Annotated in this window: 15 protein-coding genes; 11 read left to right on the forward strand and 4 right to left on the reverse strand. The window is 71.7% G+C overall.

The features are described 5' to 3' along the window. The first annotated feature begins 22 nt into the window (after positions 1-22). Positions 23-1231 carry a DUF418 domain-containing protein gene (locus ACIBEJ_RS13750; protein WP_397183014.1) on the forward strand — a complete coding sequence of 403 codons (1209 nt, stop codon included), beginning with the start codon at positions 23-25 and terminating at the stop codon, positions 1229-1231. Here the strand turns inward: ACIBEJ_RS13750 and ACIBEJ_RS13755 are convergent. After that, the gene (locus ACIBEJ_RS13755) at positions 1204-2070 is read right to left on the reverse strand and encodes a polysaccharide deacetylase family protein (RefSeq protein ID WP_397183015.1); all 867 of its coding nucleotides are present in this window, start codon (positions 2068-2070) and stop codon (positions 1204-1206) included. The genes ACIBEJ_RS13750 and ACIBEJ_RS13755 overlap by 28 nt on opposite strands. Positions 2071-2123: 53 nt before the next feature. Next, on the reverse strand, positions 2124-3137 hold the full coding sequence (locus tag ACIBEJ_RS13760; protein WP_397183016.1) for an iron-siderophore ABC transporter substrate-binding protein: 1014 nt from the start codon (positions 3135-3137) through the stop codon (positions 2124-2126). A gap of 54 nt (positions 3138-3191) precedes the next feature. Between ACIBEJ_RS13760 and ACIBEJ_RS13765 the strand changes: the two genes are divergently transcribed. Both ACIBEJ_RS13765 and ACIBEJ_RS13770 read left to right on the forward strand, forming a co-directional pair. Continuing rightward, positions 3192-4193: a FecCD family ABC transporter permease gene (locus tag ACIBEJ_RS13765; RefSeq protein WP_397183017.1), complete on the forward strand. Its 1002-nt coding sequence runs from the start codon at positions 3192-3194 to the stop codon at positions 4191-4193. After that, positions 4190-5248, forward strand: a complete 1059-nt coding sequence (locus ACIBEJ_RS13770; RefSeq protein ID WP_397183018.1) for a FecCD family ABC transporter permease — start codon at positions 4190-4192, stop codon at positions 5246-5248. Before ACIBEJ_RS13765 ends, ACIBEJ_RS13770 begins: the two co-directional genes overlap by 4 nt. Here the strand turns inward: ACIBEJ_RS13770 and nfi are convergent. After that, a complete protein-coding gene (gene nfi, locus ACIBEJ_RS13775) occupies positions 5245-5925 on the reverse strand; it encodes a deoxyribonuclease V (RefSeq protein WP_397183260.1) in 681 nt (226 codons plus the stop codon). The two genes, ACIBEJ_RS13770 and nfi, sit on opposite strands and share 4 nt — an antisense overlap. A gap of 163 nt (positions 5926-6088) precedes the next feature. Between nfi and ACIBEJ_RS13780 the strand changes: the two genes are divergently transcribed. The 4 genes from ACIBEJ_RS13780 (at position 6089) to ACIBEJ_RS13795 (ending at position 10961) form a co-directional block, all read left to right on the forward strand. Continuing rightward, on the forward strand, positions 6089-7330 hold the full coding sequence (locus ACIBEJ_RS13780; RefSeq protein WP_397183019.1) for an ATP-grasp domain-containing protein: 1242 nt from the start codon (positions 6089-6091) through the stop codon (positions 7328-7330). Between the two features lies 1 nt (position 7331). Further along, positions 7332-8600: an acetyl-CoA carboxylase biotin carboxylase subunit family protein gene (locus ACIBEJ_RS13785; RefSeq protein ID WP_397183020.1), complete on the forward strand. Its 1269-nt coding sequence runs from the start codon at positions 7332-7334 to the stop codon at positions 8598-8600. Next, positions 8593-9882 carry an MFS transporter gene (locus ACIBEJ_RS13790; RefSeq protein ID WP_397183021.1) on the forward strand — a complete coding sequence of 430 codons (1290 nt, stop codon included), beginning with the start codon at positions 8593-8595 and terminating at the stop codon, positions 9880-9882. Before ACIBEJ_RS13785 ends, ACIBEJ_RS13790 begins: the two co-directional genes overlap by 8 nt. Positions 9883-9965: 83 nt before the next feature. After that, positions 9966-10961: a LysR family transcriptional regulator gene (locus ACIBEJ_RS13795; protein ID WP_397183022.1), complete on the forward strand. Its 996-nt coding sequence runs from the start codon at positions 9966-9968 to the stop codon at positions 10959-10961. On the opposite strand, the gene ACIBEJ_RS13800 is transcribed toward ACIBEJ_RS13795, so the two are convergent. Next, entirely contained in the window at positions 10958-11809 is an 852-nt protein-coding gene (locus tag ACIBEJ_RS13800; protein ID WP_397183023.1) for an aldo/keto reductase, read from the reverse strand. The genes ACIBEJ_RS13795 and ACIBEJ_RS13800 overlap by 4 nt on opposite strands. Before the next feature lie 167 nt (positions 11810-11976). Here ACIBEJ_RS13800 and ACIBEJ_RS13805 point away from each other — a divergent pair, with 167 nt between their 5' ends. From ACIBEJ_RS13805 to ACIBEJ_RS13820, 4 genes are all read left to right on the forward strand, one after another. Continuing rightward, positions 11977-12957, forward strand: a complete 981-nt coding sequence (locus tag ACIBEJ_RS13805; RefSeq protein ID WP_397183024.1) for a DUF5937 family protein — start codon at positions 11977-11979, stop codon at positions 12955-12957. 499 nt (positions 12958-13456) lie between these two features. Further along, complete coding sequence (locus ACIBEJ_RS13810; protein ID WP_397183025.1) at positions 13457-14479, forward strand: N-acetylneuraminate synthase family protein; 1023 nt, start codon at positions 13457-13459, stop codon at positions 14477-14479. Between the two features lie 8 nt (positions 14480-14487). Beyond that, a complete protein-coding gene (locus ACIBEJ_RS13815) occupies positions 14488-15300 on the forward strand; it encodes an SDR family oxidoreductase (protein WP_397183026.1) in 813 nt (270 codons plus the stop codon). Further along, complete coding sequence (locus ACIBEJ_RS13820) at positions 15278-17170, forward strand: transketolase C-terminal domain-containing protein (RefSeq protein ID WP_397183027.1); 1893 nt, start codon at positions 15278-15280, stop codon at positions 17168-17170. Before ACIBEJ_RS13815 ends, ACIBEJ_RS13820 begins: the two co-directional genes overlap by 23 nt.

Below are 17170 nucleotides of genomic sequence, written 5' to 3' on the forward strand. Positions count from 1 at the left end.
TCGGAGTTGTGAAGGGGGAACGATGGTGTCGAACGAACGTGTGGCCGCGCCCGACCTGGCGCGCGGCCTGATGCTGGCGATGATCGTGCTGTCCAACGTGGTCTTCCACCTGTGGGCCGCGCCCAGAGGATCCTCCGGCTGGCACCCCGCCGACGGCTCCGCCGCCGACCGCGTCACGCAGTTCCTGATGATCGTCCTGGTCGACCTGCGGGTCTATCCGCTCTTCGCCTTCCTGTTCGGGTACGGCATGGCCCGCCTCATGGACCGCCAGATCACCCGGGGAAGCTCACCCGCGGCGGCGGTCCGGCTCGTGCGCCGCAGGAGCCTCCTGCTGATCGCCTTCGGCCTGGTCCACGCCGCCCTGCTGCTGGCCGGCGACATCCTGGCCGTGTACGGCCTGATCAGCCTGGTCCTCGGCGCCCTGTTCCTGCGCAGGACCGACCGCACGCTGCTCGTCTGGGCGGCGATCTTCGCCGCCCTGCTCCTCGTGATGGCGCTCGGGCTCAACGCGCTGATGCTCACGAACGGCGCGTCGGTCGCGCAGCCCGGCCACGTGGCCACCCCCGGCCACGTCGAGTACGCCACCGGCGAGGAGAACTGGCTCGCCGCCGCGGGAGGCCGGCTGACCACCTGGGCGATGCTCCTGCTCGCCGCGCCCGCGCAGTTCGGCATGCACGCCGTCCTGCTCCTGGGGATCTGGGCCGCCCGCAACCGCGTCCTGGAGGAGCCCGCCCGCCACCGCCGCCTGCTGGTCACGACGGCCGCGATCGGCATCCCGCTCGGCTGGCTCGGCGCGCTGCCCTCGGCCCTCGCCCACGTCGGGCTCCTCGACGTGCCCGCTGAGGCGCTCACCGACCAGGGCGAGCTGTTCCTGCTGCAGTCGGCCACCGGCGTCCTCGCCGGGCTCGGCTACGTCGCGATGTTCACCCTGCTCGCGACCGGCCGATGGGTGCGCCGCCCGCTGGCGGTCGCGGTGCGCGCCGTGGGCGCGCGCTCGCTGTCGGTCTACCTCGCGCACTCGGTGCTGCTGGCCCCCGTGCTTGCGGCCTGGGGCCTCGGGCTCGGCGCCCACCTGGGCAGCGCGGGCGCGGCGCTCTACGCGCTCGGCGCGTGGGCGCTCACGCTCGCGCTCGCCTTCTTCCTGGAACGGCGGGGCCTGCGCGGCCCGGCCGAGACACTCCTGCGCCGCCTGCTGCACCGGCCTCAGGCCGCGGCCGACGTGCGCAGGTAGTGCTCGGCGATCTCGTCGCTAGTGGTCAGCCAGATGTCCGGCTGGGCGGCCAGGTACTCCAGCGCCTGGTCCACGTACTTGGCGCGGAACGCCTGGCCGGTCACGAACGGGTGCAGCGCCAGCGCCATCACCCGCCCGCTGTCCTGGGAGTCGGCGCGCAACTGCTCGTACTGGTCCTTGACGACCCGCACGAACTCCGGTCCCGAGGTCCCGTTGGAGAACAGCATCAGGTCGTTCAGCTCCACCGTGTACGGCACGCTGATCATGCCGGGCACGTTCAGCCGGTACGGCTGGTCGTCGTTGGTCCAGTCGAGCACGTAGCTCAGGCCCAGCTCGGCCAGCAGGCCCGGGGTGTCGAACGTCTCGGTCAGCCCCGGGCCCATCCAGCCTTGCGGCCGCCGCCCGGTCGCCGCGGCGATGGTGTCGACGACGTCGGTGAGGAAGGCGCGCTCCTCCTCCGGCTCCATGCCCGTGTGCAGGATGGAGTTGGTCCGCCCGTGCGCCAGCCACGCCCAGTCCCGGCGCAGCCCCGCCTCGACGATCTGCGGGTAGTGCCGGGCCACGTCGGAGTTGAGCAGCACGCTGGCCCGCACGCCGTGGCGGTCAAGGCTCTCCATCGTGCGCCAGATACCCACGCGCACGCCGTAGTCGCGCCAGCCGTAGTTGAGCGCGTCGGGCAGGAGGTCGGCGGTGCCGGGCCAGATGCTGGTGGACGGGCGGTCGATGAGGAAGTGCTCGATGTTGAGGCCGACGTAGGCGGCCACCTTGGCGCCGCCGGGCCAGGTGATCGCGGGGCGCTCGGTGATGGGGCTGTAGCCGAAGGGCGGGGTGTTCGTCATGGCAGGACCGTAAGACCTGCCATTGATGTCAAGTTCAACCCCTGGGCGGCGGCTCAGCCCTTGAGCTGGGGAACCATCTGCTCGATCGCGTACGGAATGCTCAGCACCGTGTTGAACGACAGCGCCGCCCCGATCGGCGGGTCCTGGTAGGTGAGGAACAGGTCGCGGCCCTCCTTGGCCACCTTCAGCTCCTTGTAGACCGCGTCCTTCTTGATCCGCTCCCACGGCTCCTTGCCGGTGGTCAGCCAGACCAGCCGGTCTACCTCCAGCATGTTCAGCCCCTCGGAGCCGAACTCGGCCACGTTCGACTTGCCCGCCTGCTTGGTGATCTGCTCCGGGATCGTGAAGCCCAGCTCGGCCAGGAACGCCGACTTCGGGTCGCCCTTCTGGAAGGCCGAGTAGGTGCCGGCCTTGAAGCTGTCGGCGGCCACCGCGGTCTTGCCCGCCCACTGCGGGTTGTCCTTGCGCGCCTGGGCGAACTGGTCCTTGATGCCGGTGATCAGCTTCTTGGCGTCGTCCTCCTGGCCCAGGGCGCGACCGGCCAGCAGCGTCATCTCCTGCCACGGGGCGGCGTAGGGGTCGAAGCCCTTGGGCTGCGCCACGACCGGGGCGATCTTGGAGAGCTGGTCGTAGTTCGCCTTCTGGATGCCGGAGTACATGGCGAAGATCAGGTCGGGCTTGAGCGCGAGCAGCTTCTCCATCTTCACGCCGTCCTCGCGCAGGCCGAGCACGGTCGGCTCGGCGCCGGCCCACTTGTCCTTGGTCCACGGCCAGTCGGTGAACGGCGTGCGCTGGAACCAGTCCACCACCCCGACCGGCTTGTGGCCGAGCGCCAGCACCGGCTCGTGGTCGCTGAGGCCGATCGTGACGATCCGCTCGGGCTTCTTCTTGATCTCCGTCGTGCCGTACAGGTGCTCGACCTTCACGGGGAACGCGCCGGTCGCGGCAGGGGCCGTGGCCTGGCCCTCCGCGGTCTTGTCTTGTGCGGGCTGCGCGCCACCGCAGGCGGTCGTCAGGCTCAGCGCCAGGGCGGCGAGCGACACCAGCAGGCGTCGAGGAGTGTTCATGAGACGGTGATAGTAAGGTAAGCCTTCCCTCTTGTTCAATTCGATCGGACCTCGGTGACACGTCAGAGATCGTTGCTGGTCGGGGGCGCCGCGGTCGTCCTGCTCGGCCTGGTGCTGCTCTCGCTGGCCGTCGGCAGCCGCGCCATCCCCCTCGCGGAGGTCGCCGGCGCGCTGACCGACCCCGCGAGCGCCGACCCCGAGACCGCCGCCATCGTCCGCGGCACCCGGCTGACCCGCACCTTCGTCGCGATCCTCGCCGGCGCCGCGCTGGGCCTGGCCGGCGCCGTCATGCAGGGGCTGACCCGCAACCCGCTCGCCGACCCGGGCCTGCTCGGCGTCAGCGCGGGCGCCGCCTTCGGCATCGTGGCCTCGGCCACGCTCCTGGCCGCCACCGGGCTGCTCACCACCATCTGGTTCGCCTTCGGCGGCGCCGCGCTGGCCGCCGTCGTCGTCTACGCGCTGGGCAGCCGAGGCAGGGGCGGCGCCTCCCCGGTCAAGCTCGCGCTGGCCGGGGTCGCGCTCACGTACCTGCTCGACTCCCTGACCAGCGGCCTGGCCCTCACCGACCCCGAGGCGCTCGACCGTTACCGCTACTGGTCCGCGGGCTCGCTCACCGGCCACTCCAACGACACCGTGCTGACCGTTCTGCCCTTCCTGGCGTTCGGGGCGATCCTGGCCTTCGGCACCGCGCCCGCGCTCAACTCCCTGGCCCTAGGCGACGACGTGGCCGTCACCCTCGGCCGCCGCCTGGGCCCGACCCGCCTGCGCGCCGCGATCGCCGTCACCGTCCTGACCGGCGCCGCCGTCGCCGTCACCGGCCCGATCGTCTTCGTCGGCCTGGTCGTCCCGCACCTGGTCCGCATGGTCACCGGCCCCGACCACCGCTGGCTGCTGCCCGGTGCGGCGCTGGTCGCGCCCTGCCTGGTGCTCATGGCCGACATCCTCGGCCGCGTGGTGGCCCGTCCCCAGGAGATCGACGTGAGCCTGGTCGCCGCGCTGCTGGGCGCGCCGTTCTTCATCGCCCTGGTCCGCCGCCGCAGGGTGGCCGAACTGTGAGCGCGCGCGCGGGACTGAGCGCTTCCCGCCGTCGGCTGGCCTTCCGGATGGCACGGCCCGCCGTCTCCGGCACCGTGCGCCCGAGGGTCCTGGTGGCCTGGCTGGCCCTGGCCCTGGCCGCCTTCCTGGCGTTCTGCCTGGCCGTGGGGGTCGGGGCCGGGGACCTCGTGGTGCCGTCCGGCGAACTGCTGCCCGCGCTGTGGGGCAGCGGCGAGCCCGCCACCCTCTTCCTCGTCCACGAACTGCGCCTGCCCAGGGCGGTGGTCGCCGTGCTGGCCGGGGCGGCGTTCGGCATGGCGGGGGCGATCTTCCAGTCCATCACCCGCAACCCGCTGGCCAGCCCCGACATCCTGGGCATCACCCAGGGCGCGGGCGCCGCGGTCGTCGCCGCCATCGTGCTGGGCTTCACCGGGCTCGGCTCCCAGGCGGTCGGCCTGGCCGGGGCGCTGGCCGCCGGTCTGCTGATGTACGCGCTGGCCTGGAACCGGGGCACCACCGGCTACCGGATCGTCCTGGTCGGCATCGGGGTGAGCTGGATCTGCGTGAGCATCACCTACTACCTGCTGAGCCGGGCCGAGCAGTACCAGGCGGCCAGGGCGCTGGGCTGGCTGGTCGGCAACCTCAACGACCGCGGCTGGGACCACGCCCGGCCGCTGGCGCTGGCCCTGGCGGTGGTCGTGCCGGTGGTGCTGCTGCTGACCCGCGGGCAGCGGGCCCTGCACCTCGGCGACGACGTGGCGACCGGCCTGGGGGTACGGGTGCAGCGTGCCCGGATGGCGCTGCTGCTGTGCGGGGCGGGGCTGGCGGCGTTCGCGACGTCGGCGGCCGGTCCCGTGCTGTTCGTGGCGCTGGCCGCCCCGCACCTGGCCCGGCGCCTGGCCGGGTCCTCGATGCCGCCGGTCACCGCCTCGGCCTGGGCGGGCGCGACGCTGGTGGTGGTCAGCGACCTGATCAGCCAGCGTCTGCTGACCGAGACGGTGCTGCCGGTCGGCGTGGTCACCGGGGCGCTGGGCGCGCCGTTCCTCCTGTGGCACCTGGCCCGCTCCCGCACCTAGCCGGCGCGGGAGCGTGACAGGTGGTCGGCCTGGCGGATCGGTTCCGGGATGCGGTACGCGGGCGACAGCCGCAGGACGTGGGCGCAGGCGTTGTCCAGGCCGACCCCGTGCCCCTGGGAGACGAAGACCGGCTTGACGCCCTCCCGGGTGCGCAGGGCCCGGCCGACCACCTCGTCCCCGAGAAGGATCTCCGACCAGGCGCCCCGCGCGGGCGGCACCTCGGCGTGCTCGCCCACGAACGGCGTCTTGGCCACGCCGATCGACGGCAGCCCGGTCAGCACGCCCAGGTGGCAGGCCAGGCCGAAGCGGCGCGGGTGGGCCACGCCGTACCCGTCGCAGACCAGGAGTTCCGGACGGGCCGACAGCCGGTCCAGCGCGGCCAGCAACGGCGGCAGCTCGCGGAAGGCGAACAGACCGGGCACGTAGGGAAAGGACACCCGGAGCCTGACCACCGCGCGCTCCACGACCGTGAGGCTCGCGGCGTCGAGCACCACGACGGCGCCGGCCACCTCGCCGTCGTCCCGGTAGCCGACGTCGAGCCCGGCCACCAGGCCGACCTCCGAAGGCCCGGGGCTGTCCAGGTCGGCGAACGGGCGCAGGCGGTCCTGCTCGGCCTCCGCCTCGGCGACGGTCGCGGGCCAGCGGGATTCGGGGGCACGGGAGATCACCGGCGCCATTCTGCCACGCGCTTTCAGCATCGCTAAAGGATGGCTGGAAGACCTTTTCACTGGTTACCCGGGTGGCCCCCGGTTAGCATCGAATTCGAAATCCCTTTACTCCGTGTTCCGGGACGAATTCGTGGGGGCCTCGATGAGTATTATCGTGCTGCATAAAAAGAATTTGAGCCGGCGCAGGCATCTGGCCAGGACGCGGAAATACGCCGAGGAGCACGGCCACCGGGTCATCATGATCATGAAGGACCCGGAATGGGAGGCGGACTACGTCGACGAGGTCGTGGTCGCCGACACCAGCAGCATCGACGAGACGCTGAGCGCCGCCAAGGACGTGGCGGCGGCGCAGAGCGCGCCCATCGACGCGGTCGTCACCTTCGCCGAGGCCGCGGTGCCCTCCGCGGCCCGCGTCGCCGCCGAGTTCGGGCTGCCGGGGGTCAGCGAGCGCACCGCCCACCTGGCCAGGGACAAGTACCTGATGCGGGCGGCGTTCGCCGAGGGCGGGGTCGCGCAGCCGAGGTTCGCCCTGGCCGGCTCCCTGGAGGAGGCGGTGAAGGCGGCCGGCGAGGTCGGCTTCCCGATGGTGCTGAAGCCGATCATCGGCACCGGCAGCATGTACGTGCGCAGCGTGGCCACCCAGGAGGAGCTCGAAGAGCACTTCGACGTCATCCGCGAGGGCGCCTGGGCCGGTTTCACCTACGACCCGCTGCACGACTCGGCGATGCGCTCCTACAGGGGTGGCGTGCTGGCCGAGCAGTTCGTGCCGGGGCCGGAGATCTGCGTGGAGTCGGTGGTCGTGGCCGGGCGTACCCACGTGCTGGCCATCCACGACAAGCCGCTGCCGACCGGGCCGACCTTCGAGGAGGTCTACGCCTGCACGCCGACCCGGCTGCCGGCCGAGACCGTCGAGCGGATCGGCGCCGCCGTACGGGACGTGCACGCGGCGATGGGGATACTCACCGGCCCGACCCACGTGGAGTTCCGGCTGGCCGGCGGGGTGGAGCCGGTCGTGCTGGAGGCCGCGGCGCGCATGGGCGGCGGGCCCATCTACCGCTCGGTCCTGCTCAGCACCGGGGTGGACATGGTGGAGGCGGCGCTGGACCTGGCGCTGGGCCGTACGCCGGAGCTGGCGCCGCGCGAGAACCCGCGGCCCATCGGCTTCTGGAACATCTTCCCCGAGCGCGCCGGCACGCTGAGCGAGATCGCCGGGCTGGAGCGCGCGGCGGCCGACCCGCGCGTGGACGAGGTGGAGATCTACCGGCGGCTCGGCGACCACCTCGAGGTGCCGCCCCGCACCTTCCAGGGCCACGGCCACCTGATCTTCAAGGTCGGCGACGTGGACGAGCTCGACCCGGTCTTCGACGAACTGGTGCGCACGCTGCGGCTGCGCACCGACCCAGAGGGGCGATGACATGTCCGACGGATTCCCGCCCGACGACCCGGCCGACCACCGCCCGCTGATCCTGCTGGTCAACAGCGGCATGAACCCGCAGTACCGCGAGTGGGGGCTGCGCGGGCTGCACCGCGAGTTCCGGCTGTGGCTGCTGGACGCCCGCGAGGCCACCTGGGACCGGCCCTACCTCGTCGGCCAGACGAAGGTCGACGCGCTCGATCTGGACGAGGCCACCGAGGCGGCCAGGGAGCTGTTCAAGCGCATGCCGTTCGCCGGACTCCTGTGCTACGACGAGATGCGCGTCCACAACGCCGCGCGCATCGCCGAGGCGCTCGGCGTGCCCACCACCCCCTCCGAGGCCATCCTGGCCTGCAGGGACAAGAGCCTGACCAGGGCGCTCATGACCCCGGACATCCCGGGCTCGGTCCGCTCGACCCCGGTCGCGGACGCCGCCGCCGCCCACCGCGTCGCCGCCGAGATCGGCTACCCGGTGGTGCTCAAGCCCCGGGCGCTGGCCGGCAGCGAGGGCGTCGCCCGCGTGGACGGGCCCGGCCAACTGGACGCGCAGTTCGCCTTCACCGAGCGCGCCCACTTCGCCGAGGTCGAGCGGTACGCCGAGGGCGTGCTGGTCGAGGAGTACCTGGACGGCCCGGAGATCGGCGTCGACGCCGCCGTCTTCCACGGCGAGGTCATGCCGGTGTTCGTCTCGCGCAAGGAGCTCGACCGGCCGCCCACCTTCGAGGAGACCGGCCACTTCGTCAGCACCGGCGACCCGCTGCTGCACGACCCCGAGATCGTCGAGGTCGTGCGCGCCGCCCACGCCGCGCTCGGCTTCGACAACGGCGTCACCCACACCGAGCTGCGCCTCACCGCGCGCGGCCCGCGCGTGGTCGAGCTCAACGGCCGCCTCAGCGGCGACCTCGTCTCCTACGTCGGGCTGCTGGCCACCGGCGTCGACCTGCTCGTGGCCGCCGCGCGGATCGCCTGCGGCGAGCGTCCCGACGTACGGCCACGCCGCCGCTCCAGCGCCGCGGTGCGCTACTTCTACCCCCCGCACGACATGGTCGTGGAGGACCTGCGCCTCGAAACCGACCGGCTGCCCCCGGGCATCTGGGAGGTCACGCCGCTGGCCGAGCCGGGCAAGCGGCTGCTGCTGCCGCCGGGCTCGTTCGTGAAGGGCCGGATGGCGGCGGGCTTCGCCGTCGGCGAGGACGCGGCGGCCTGCGACCGGTCGCTGAAGGCGCTCGGCGAGCTGTTCCACGTCCGCGGCCGGAGGATCGATGGCTGAAGGGCGGGCGAAGGCGGAGACCGTGGAGGAGCGGCCTGGTTCGCTCTTCCGGGTCAACCGCTCGTTCCGCCTGCTGTTCGCCGCCGCCGCGGTGAGCATGTTCGGCACCCAGATCAGGCTGCTGGCGCTGCCGCTGGTCGCGGTCGTCGTGCTCAACGCCTCGCCGGGCCAGGTCGGCGTGCTCGGCATGCTGGGCACGATCGCGTTCCTGCTGATCGGGCTGCCGGCGGGCGCGTGGATGGACCGGGTGCACGGGCGCCGCAGGGTGATGGTGGTGGCCGACCTGGCGCGTGCCGTGCTGGTCGGGTCGGTGCCGGTGGCGTACGCGCTGGGTGTGCTCACGCTGGCGCAGCTCTACGTGGTCGTGGTGCTGAGCGGGTTCGCCACCGTCTTCTTCGACGTCTCCTCGCAGAGCTACCTGCCCGCGATCGTCTCGCGTGAGCGCCTGGTGGAGGCCAACTCCCACCTGGGCGGCATGGAGGCGGTCAACAACGTGGCGGGACCGGCAGGCGCCGGCTTCCTCATCCAGCTCATCACCGCGCCGCTGGCCGCCGCCGTGGACGCCGTCGGCTACGTCTGGTCGGCGCTGTGCCTGGGGCGCATCCGCCACCGCGAGGCGCCACCGCCGCCGCCCGAGGGCGGCGAGCGCCACCTGGTGCGCGAGATCAAGGAGGGCGTCGTCCTGGTCTTCGGCCACCCGCTGCTGCGCGCGATCGCGATCAACGGCGCCATGGTCAACATGTCGGTCTCGATGATCATCGTGATCATGCCGCTGATGTTCCAGCGCGAGCTGGGGCTCTCGGCGTTCACGCTGGGCCTGTTCTTCGCCGTGGACGGCGTCGGCATGCTGCTCGGCGCCCTGACCGCGCGCCGGGTCACCGCCCGGCTCGGCCAGGGCCGCGGGCTGTGGATCATCGGGCTCGCCGTCGTGCCGGCCTGTGCGGTGTTCCCGCTGATCGACCACGGCGTGTGGCTGTGGCTCGCGGGCGCCGCCTGGCTCGTGCTCAACTACCGGATCGGCGTGAACAACGTCATCCTGATCAGCTTCCGCCAGCAGGTGACCCCCACGCACCTGCTGGGCCGGATGAACGCCACCATGCGATTCCTCATGCACGGCGTGCTTTCACTCGGCGCCGCGCTCACCGGGTTGATCGGGCAGTTCGCCGGCGTGCGAACCGCCCTTTGGGTGGGCGCGGCCGGACTGGCCCTCGCGTGGCTGCCGCTCTATTTCTCGCCGATGAGAAAGATGCGGGAACTGCCGCGAGGGGAGCCGGAGTCCTGAGAGCAGCGGAACCGGTAGAACGACGCACAACGACCCGACCCGCGGGGCTACGGAGGAGGAAAGCCCGCGGTTAGGATCGGCTCATGATTGAGTTGGCGTTAATGCAGACGTTGCACGCCGTAGCTCGGAGCGGCTCGATCAGCGCCGCGGGGGACGTGTTGCACATCACGACCTCGGCGGTCTCCCAGCGGCTGGCGAAGCTCGAACGCGAGGTCGGCCAGAGCATGCTGGAGCGCCACGGCAGGGGAGTGCGGCTCACCGACGCCGGACGCCTCCTGCTGGGATACGCCGAGCGCATCCTGTCCCTGGCCGACGAGGCGGAGGCCGAGCTCGACGGCTACCGGGGCGCGGTCGTGGGCAAGCTGTCGATCGCGGGCTTCCCCTCCACCGTGCGGGGCCTGCTGCCGATGGCCGTCACCATGTTGAAACGGGCGCATCCGCAGCTCCGCGTGGAGCTGTCGGAGCAGGAGCAGGAAGGGTCGATGCCCCTGGTGTCCCGGGGTGACCTGGACGTCGCCGTGGTGCAGGACTGGTTCAACGTGCCGCTGGCCGTACCCGACAGGCTGGCCACGAAGCAGTTGCTGGAGGACGTCGTGGACGTGGCGTTGCCGGCCGGGCACGCGCTGGCCGAGCGGGCCGTCCTCGACCTGGAGGATCTGGCGCAGGAGGTGTGGATCACCTGGTCGCCGGGCACCGGCTGCCACGACTGGCTGCTGCACACCATGCGCGAGCGCGGCGTGGAGCCGAGGGTGGGACACACCGCCGGTGAGCATCCGACGCAGCTCGCCCTGGTGCAGGCGGGCTTCGGGGTCGCGGTCATGCCGCGGCTGGGCCGCGACCAGGTGCCCGACGGCGTACGGCTGGTGCCGGTACGCCCCCGCCTGAGCCGGCGCGTCTACGCCGTCTGGCGCCAGGAGGCGGGCCGCCGCCCGGCGGTCATGGCGGCCGTGGAGATGCTGGCCACGGCGGCCAAACTGGTCACCCAGCCCGACCCCCGGCTGATCGACGAGCCCCTGCCCGCCGGGACGCCGTCCGTCCTGCCCGGACCGCGCGCCCCGGCGGCCGTCGTGGGCGCCTAGCCCGCCTCGACCTCGCGCGTGAGGTGGGCGTACTGCTCGTCGGACAGCTCGATGTCGCCCGCCGCGACGTTCTCCTCCAGGTGAGGGATCGAGCCGGTGCCCGGGATCGGGACGATCACGGGGGAGCGGCGCAGCAGCCACGCCAGCGAGACCTGCGCGGTCGTGGCGTCGAGCTGCTTGGCGACCTGTGCCAGCGCGCCGCCGGCGCTGGCGTGGCCGCCCCTGGCCAGCGGCAGCCAGGGGATGAACGCGATGTTCTCCCGCTCGCAGTAGTCGACGACGTCCTCGTAGCGCCGGTTGGTGATGTTGTAGAGGTTCTGGACGCTGACCACGTCGATCTGCTTGCGGGCCTGCTCGATCTGCGCGACCGAGACCTCCGACAGCCCGATGTGGCGGATCTTCCCCTCGTCCTGCAACTGCTTGAGCGCCCCGAACTGCTCCTCCGCCGGGACCTTCGGGTCGATGCGGTGCAACTGGTAGAGGTCGATGCGCTCGACGCCCAGCCGGCGCAGGCTCAGGTGGGCCTGCTGCAGCAGGTACTCGGGCCGGCCCAGCGGCACCCAGTCCTCGCTGCTCGGCCTGCTCTGCCCGGCCTTGGTGCCGATCACCAGGTCCTCCGGGTACGGCCGCAGCGCCTCAGCCAGTTGTTCCTCGTTGGTGCCCGGGCCGTAGGCGTCGGCGGTGTCGATGAAGTTGACGCCGAGTTCGACCGCGCGCCTGGCCACGTCGAGCGCGTACCCGGGGTCGTCCGGCAGGCCCCAGTTGCCCTCGCCGGTCAGCCGCATCGCGCCGAAGCCCAGCCTTCGGATCGGAAGGTCGCCGCCCAGCGAGAAAAGGGAACTTGGCATCAGACGTTTCTCCATAAGCCGGAATCTGTTTCGGGCCCCATTATGGACGGTGACCGCGGAAAGCAGAAGTGAAAGATTCTGTGCCCTGGGGTGAAGCGCCGCTTAAAGCCTCACGATCCCCCGAAATGGGTGCACAATGGATTTTCCGCGGAAATTGTGGGGGTGTCATGCTGACGCTCGGCTTCTCGGCGGACGACCTCGCCCGCACCCGCTTCGCCACCTCCCCGCTGCAGGAGGTGGTGGCCAGCATCCGGGTGCTCAAGGACCCCGCCGCCCACATCGTGCACGAGCCGTGGGTGGCGGAGACCCGCCCCCTGCTGGCCGCCTCCGGCCTCGACCTCGGGCCGCTGTCCGACCTGGTGCCCGTGCCGAGCTGGTATATCCCGGACTTCCTGACCCCGCCGCCGCTCACCCCGGCCCCCGAGTTCACCGCTCAGCTGGAGACGCTGCGCGGCACGCCGCCCGGCCAGGTCAGGGCCGACCTCGGGCACCTGGTCGACGTCCGCTCGCCCTGGGTGGACGCGCTGCGCGCCGACCCGGTCCCGGGCCTGGCCAGGCTGGCCGGGGTGATCGAGGCGTACTGGGAGCTGGCGATCGCCCCGCACTGGCCGCGCCTGCACGCGCTACACCAGGGCGATGTGATCTATCGCGCCCGCCGCCTGGCCGACGGCGGCGCGGCCAGGCTCTTCGCCGACCTGGCCTCCGTCGTGCGCTGGCAGGACGGCAGCCTGCACATCGCGCACCCGCGCTACGCGGGTGAGCGCTCCCTGGACGGCCAGGGCCTGCTGCTGGTCCCCTCCGCGTTCGTCTGGCCGTCGGTCTTCTCCAGCACCATCCCGCCCTGGCAGCCCACGCTGACCTACCCGGCCCGCGGCGTGGCCTCCCTGTGGGAGCGCCGCGACCGCACCACGGCCGACGCCCTCGCGGCGGTCATCGGACGCTCCAGGACCCTCCTGCTCATGGAGCTCGACACGCCGGCCTCCACCACCGAACTCACCCATCGGACGGGTCTGGCCGCCAGCAGCGTCTCCGAGCACCTCGCCGCCCTCCGGCTGGCCGGACTGGTGACCGCGCACCGCGCCGGACGATTCGTCATGTACGCGCGCACCACCGTGGCAGAGTCCCTTGTAATGGCTCCCATCGCGTGATATCGCGGCCCATTAATATGCCGAGAACATCGGATCACAATGTTGAAGCCGCGCTGAAGGGTGGCCTCTATCCACGCTTTAAGTCCATCCGGACTTAATGCGTTCCACCTGGCTATATATGTCATGTGTTGACAGCCCGACGACCGGTCGTGTAACACTTGACCAGTGATTGTGGGGCTCTCACATAGATCCGCGGCCAAATGGTCACGGAGATGAGGCCAGGGGTGATTACGGGGTGTGGTCGATACGGCAAGGGCGGAGCCGCTGATCGGCACGGTTTAACAAATCAGAAGATACATTCTGCGAGCGTGCTCGCCTGGATGGAGACGCCGCATGATCTCCTAGCGTAAGGCGCTGACCAGCGCCGGAGCATGCTTCCTCTGGTACGAGTCGGGAAAAGACGAAGAGTGCGGAGCGAAAAACATTCGCCCCGCACATCGACACGTGTGCATGGTAAAGGGGAAAAATGAGTTCGCGGGAACTGGCAATAGCCGGCCGAGTGATCTCGGATGGTTCCGACGCATATGTAATCGCGGAGATCGGGCACAACCACGAAGGCGACCTGGATAAGGCGGAAGAACTCGTCCGCCGGGCCGCCGAAGCAGGGGCGAGCGCGGCCAAACTGCAGAAGCGCGAGAACACGACCTTGTACACCAAGGCGATGTACGACGAGCCGTATACCGGCAGAAACAGCTACGGCGCCACCTACGGCCAGCACCGGGAGGCGCTCGAATTCGGGCACCATGAATACACGCACCTCGCGAAGGTGGCCGCGGAGGCGGGCATCGACTTCATCTCCACTGCCTTCGACTTCGCCAGCGTCGACTTCCTCGTCGGCATCGGCGTCCCGGCCATCAAGCTGGCCTCCGCCGACCTCACCAACACCCCGCTGCTCAGCTACGCCGCCAAGACCGGCCTGCCGCTGATCATGAGCAGTGGCGGCGCCGACATGACCGACGTGCGCCGGGCGCTCGACGTGGTGCTGCCGATCAACTCCAACGTCGCGATGCTGCAGTGCACCGCCATCTACCCCGTCTCCGCCGCCGACCTGAACCTGTCGGTCATCGGCACCTACCGGCGCGAGTTCCCGCACGTCGTGGTCGGCTTCTCCGGCCACGACCTCGGGCCCGACCTCAGCTACGTCGCCTACGCGCTCGGCGCCCGGGTGATCGAGAAGCACTTCACCCTCGACCGCACCAGGCCGGGCAGCGACCACCACTTCTCCCTGGAACCTGAGCAACTGGGCGAACTGGTGGCCGGGCTGCGCCGTACCAGGGAGTCGCTCGGCTCGGGGGAGAAGCGCACGCTGCCCGCGGAGGCGCCGGCGCTGCGCAAGCTCGGCAAGAAGCTGGTCGCCGCCCGCGACCTGGACGCCGGCCACGTGCTGACCGAGGACGACGTCGCGATCAAGTCACCCGGCGGCGACGGCATGCGGCCGTACCTGCTGGGCCAGATCGTGGGACGCACGCTGCTCGCGCCGCTGGCCTACGACGCCGACCTGCGCCCCGACCTTCTCGACTGAGGCTGAGGGTGAGGGCGCTGAACATCGAACTCACCGGCGAGACCGCGGTCGTCACGGGCGTCTTAGGCCGCCTGGGCGCGGTCTGGACCGACGCCCTGCTCGGCGCGGGCGCCAAGGTGCTCGGCCTCGACGTGCACTCCGAGCTGAGCGCGGAGCTGGCCGAGACCCTGACCCGCCACGGCGACGAGCGCTTCGTCCTCGCCAAGGCCGACATCACCGACCGGCTCAGCCTGGGCGCGGCGCTGGAGCTGTGCCTGGCCGAGCTGGGCCGGCCGACCATCCTGGTCAACAACGCCGGCATCGACCAGCCGCCCTCGGCCGCCGCGGGGAGCTGGACGTTCGAGGACATCCCCGACGAGCGGTCGGCCGCCGTGCTCGACGTCAACCTGCACGGGACGCTGCGCGCCTGCCAGGTGTTCGGCGCGGAGCTGGCCAGGAACGGCAGGGGCTCGGTGGTCAACATCGGCTCCCTGTACGGGAGCATGGCCCCCGACCCCCGGCTCTACGAGCACCTGCCGCTCGACCCGCCCTTCCTCAAGCCGCCCGCGTACGGCATGTCGAAGGCCGGCGTGGCCGCGCTGACCCGGTACCTGGCGGCGCTGTGGGGCCCGTGCGGCGTCCGGGTCAACACGCTCTCGCCCGGCGGCGTCCTCGGCGGCCAGGACCCCGAGTTCCGCAGGAAGTTCAGCGCCAAGGTGCCGCTGCGGCGGATGGCCCGCCACGAGGACCTGGCGGGCCCCCTGCTCTTCCTCGCCTCCAACCAGAGCAGTTACGTCACAGGAACGGAGTTGCAGGTCGATGGCGGCTACGTCTGCTGGTGAGGCCCGCACGCTGGCCTGGGTGCCGGTGAGCGAGTTCACGCGCGTGCTCGGCGGCATCGAGGACCCCTACCGCCGCGCCCACGCCTTCGCCACCCTCACCAGGATCAACACCCTCTACATGGTCATGCGCGCGGGATCCGGTCATCTCGGCTCCAGCTTCAGCGCGGCCGACGTCATCAGCCGGCTCCTGCTCGAAGAGCTGCGCGAGGACGACCTGTTCTTCTCCTCCAAGGGCCACGACGCCCCCGGCCTGTACGCGGCGCTGATCGGCCTCGGCAGGCTGGAGGAGGACCTGCTGCACCGGCTGCGCCGCCTCGGCGGCCTGCCCGGCCACCCCGACGTCGGCACCCCGCACATGCCCTTCAACACCGGCTCGCTCGGCATGGGCATCTCCAAGGCCAAGGGCGTCGTGCTGGCCAACCGGCTGCTCGGCCGCGACCAGCGCGTCTACGTGCTGACCGGCGACGGCGAGCTGCAGGAGGGCCAGAACTGGGAGGCCCTGGCCGGCGCCGCCCACGCCGGCATGGGCGAGCTCACCGTCGTCGTCGACCACAACAAGATCCAATCCGACACCTGGGTCCGCGACGTCAGCGACCTCGGCGACCTGGAGGCCAAGTTCAGGGCGTTCGGCTGGGCCGCCCTGCGCTGCGACGGCAACGACCAGGAACAACTGGCCGCCGCCTTCGCCCGCCGCGCCGACGAGCACGACGGCCGGCCCGCCGTGATCATCGCCGACACCGTCAAGGGCGCGGGCTGCGCGCGGTTCGCCGCGACCTCCATGCGCGAGGACGAGTGGCGCTACCGCTTCCACAGCGGCGCCCCCGCCGTTGAGGACTACCTCGCCGCACACGGCGAGCTCCTCGAGTCCGCCCGCGCGAGCTGCGGCCCGTTCGGGCTGAGCACCGCCGAGGACGTGCCCCCCGTCAAGCTTCAGACCCCCAAACTCCCCGAGGTGTACGGCGAGGCCCTCGCCGACCTCGCCGCCAGGGACTCCAGGGTCGTCGCCCTGGACGCCGACCTCGTGCTCGACACCGGCCTGATCCCGTTCTGGCGCCGCTTCCCCCGGCGCTTCGTCGAATGCGGCATCGCCGAGCAGGACATGGTCTCGATCGCCGGCGGCCTGGCCTACCGGGGGCTGCTGCCGTTCGCGCACTCCTTCTCCTGCTTCCTGCACGCCCGGCCGAACGAGCAGATCTACACCAACGCGACCGAGGGCCGGAAGGTGATCTACGTCGGCTCGCTGGCCGGGCTGCTGCCCGCCGCGCCCGGCCACTCCCACCAGGCGGTCCGCGACGTCAGCGCGCTGGCCGCGATGCCGGGGCTGGTGATCCTGGAACCGGCGAGCCCGGCGGAGACACGGGCCGCGGTCGACTTCTGCGCGAACACCCCGCACAGCGTCTACCTGCGGCTGGTCAGCGTGCCCTGCCCGCCGGAGACCGCCGGCCTGCCCGCCGCGCCGCTCGTGCCGGGCCGCGGCACCGTGGTGCGCGAGGGCGGCAGGACCGTGGCCGTCGGCTCAGGCCCGATCGTCCTGGCCCAGCTCCTGCGCGCCGCCGACGCGCTGGCCGCGACCGGCGTCGAGCTCACCGTCGTCAACCTGCCCTGGCTCAACCGCGTCGACGCCGGCTGGCTGGCCGACCTGGCCGGGCGCGCGGACCGGCTGCTCGTCGTGGAGAACCACTACACCAGGGGCGGCCAGGCCGACGTCGTGGCCAGGACGCTTTTGGAGCTCGGCCTGCCGGACCCGCCCGCCTTCCTCGGGCTCGGCGTCGAGGGCGTGCCCCGCTGCGGCCGCGACGAGGAGGTGCTCGCCGCCCACGGCCTCAGCGCGGAACACCTGGCCGACACCATCCGCAAGCACCTGCCCTGA

The sequence above is a fragment of the Nonomuraea sp. NPDC050790 genome (assembly GCF_044456745.1).
Taxonomy (GTDB): domain Bacteria; phylum Actinomycetota; class Actinomycetes; order Streptosporangiales; family Streptosporangiaceae; genus Nonomuraea.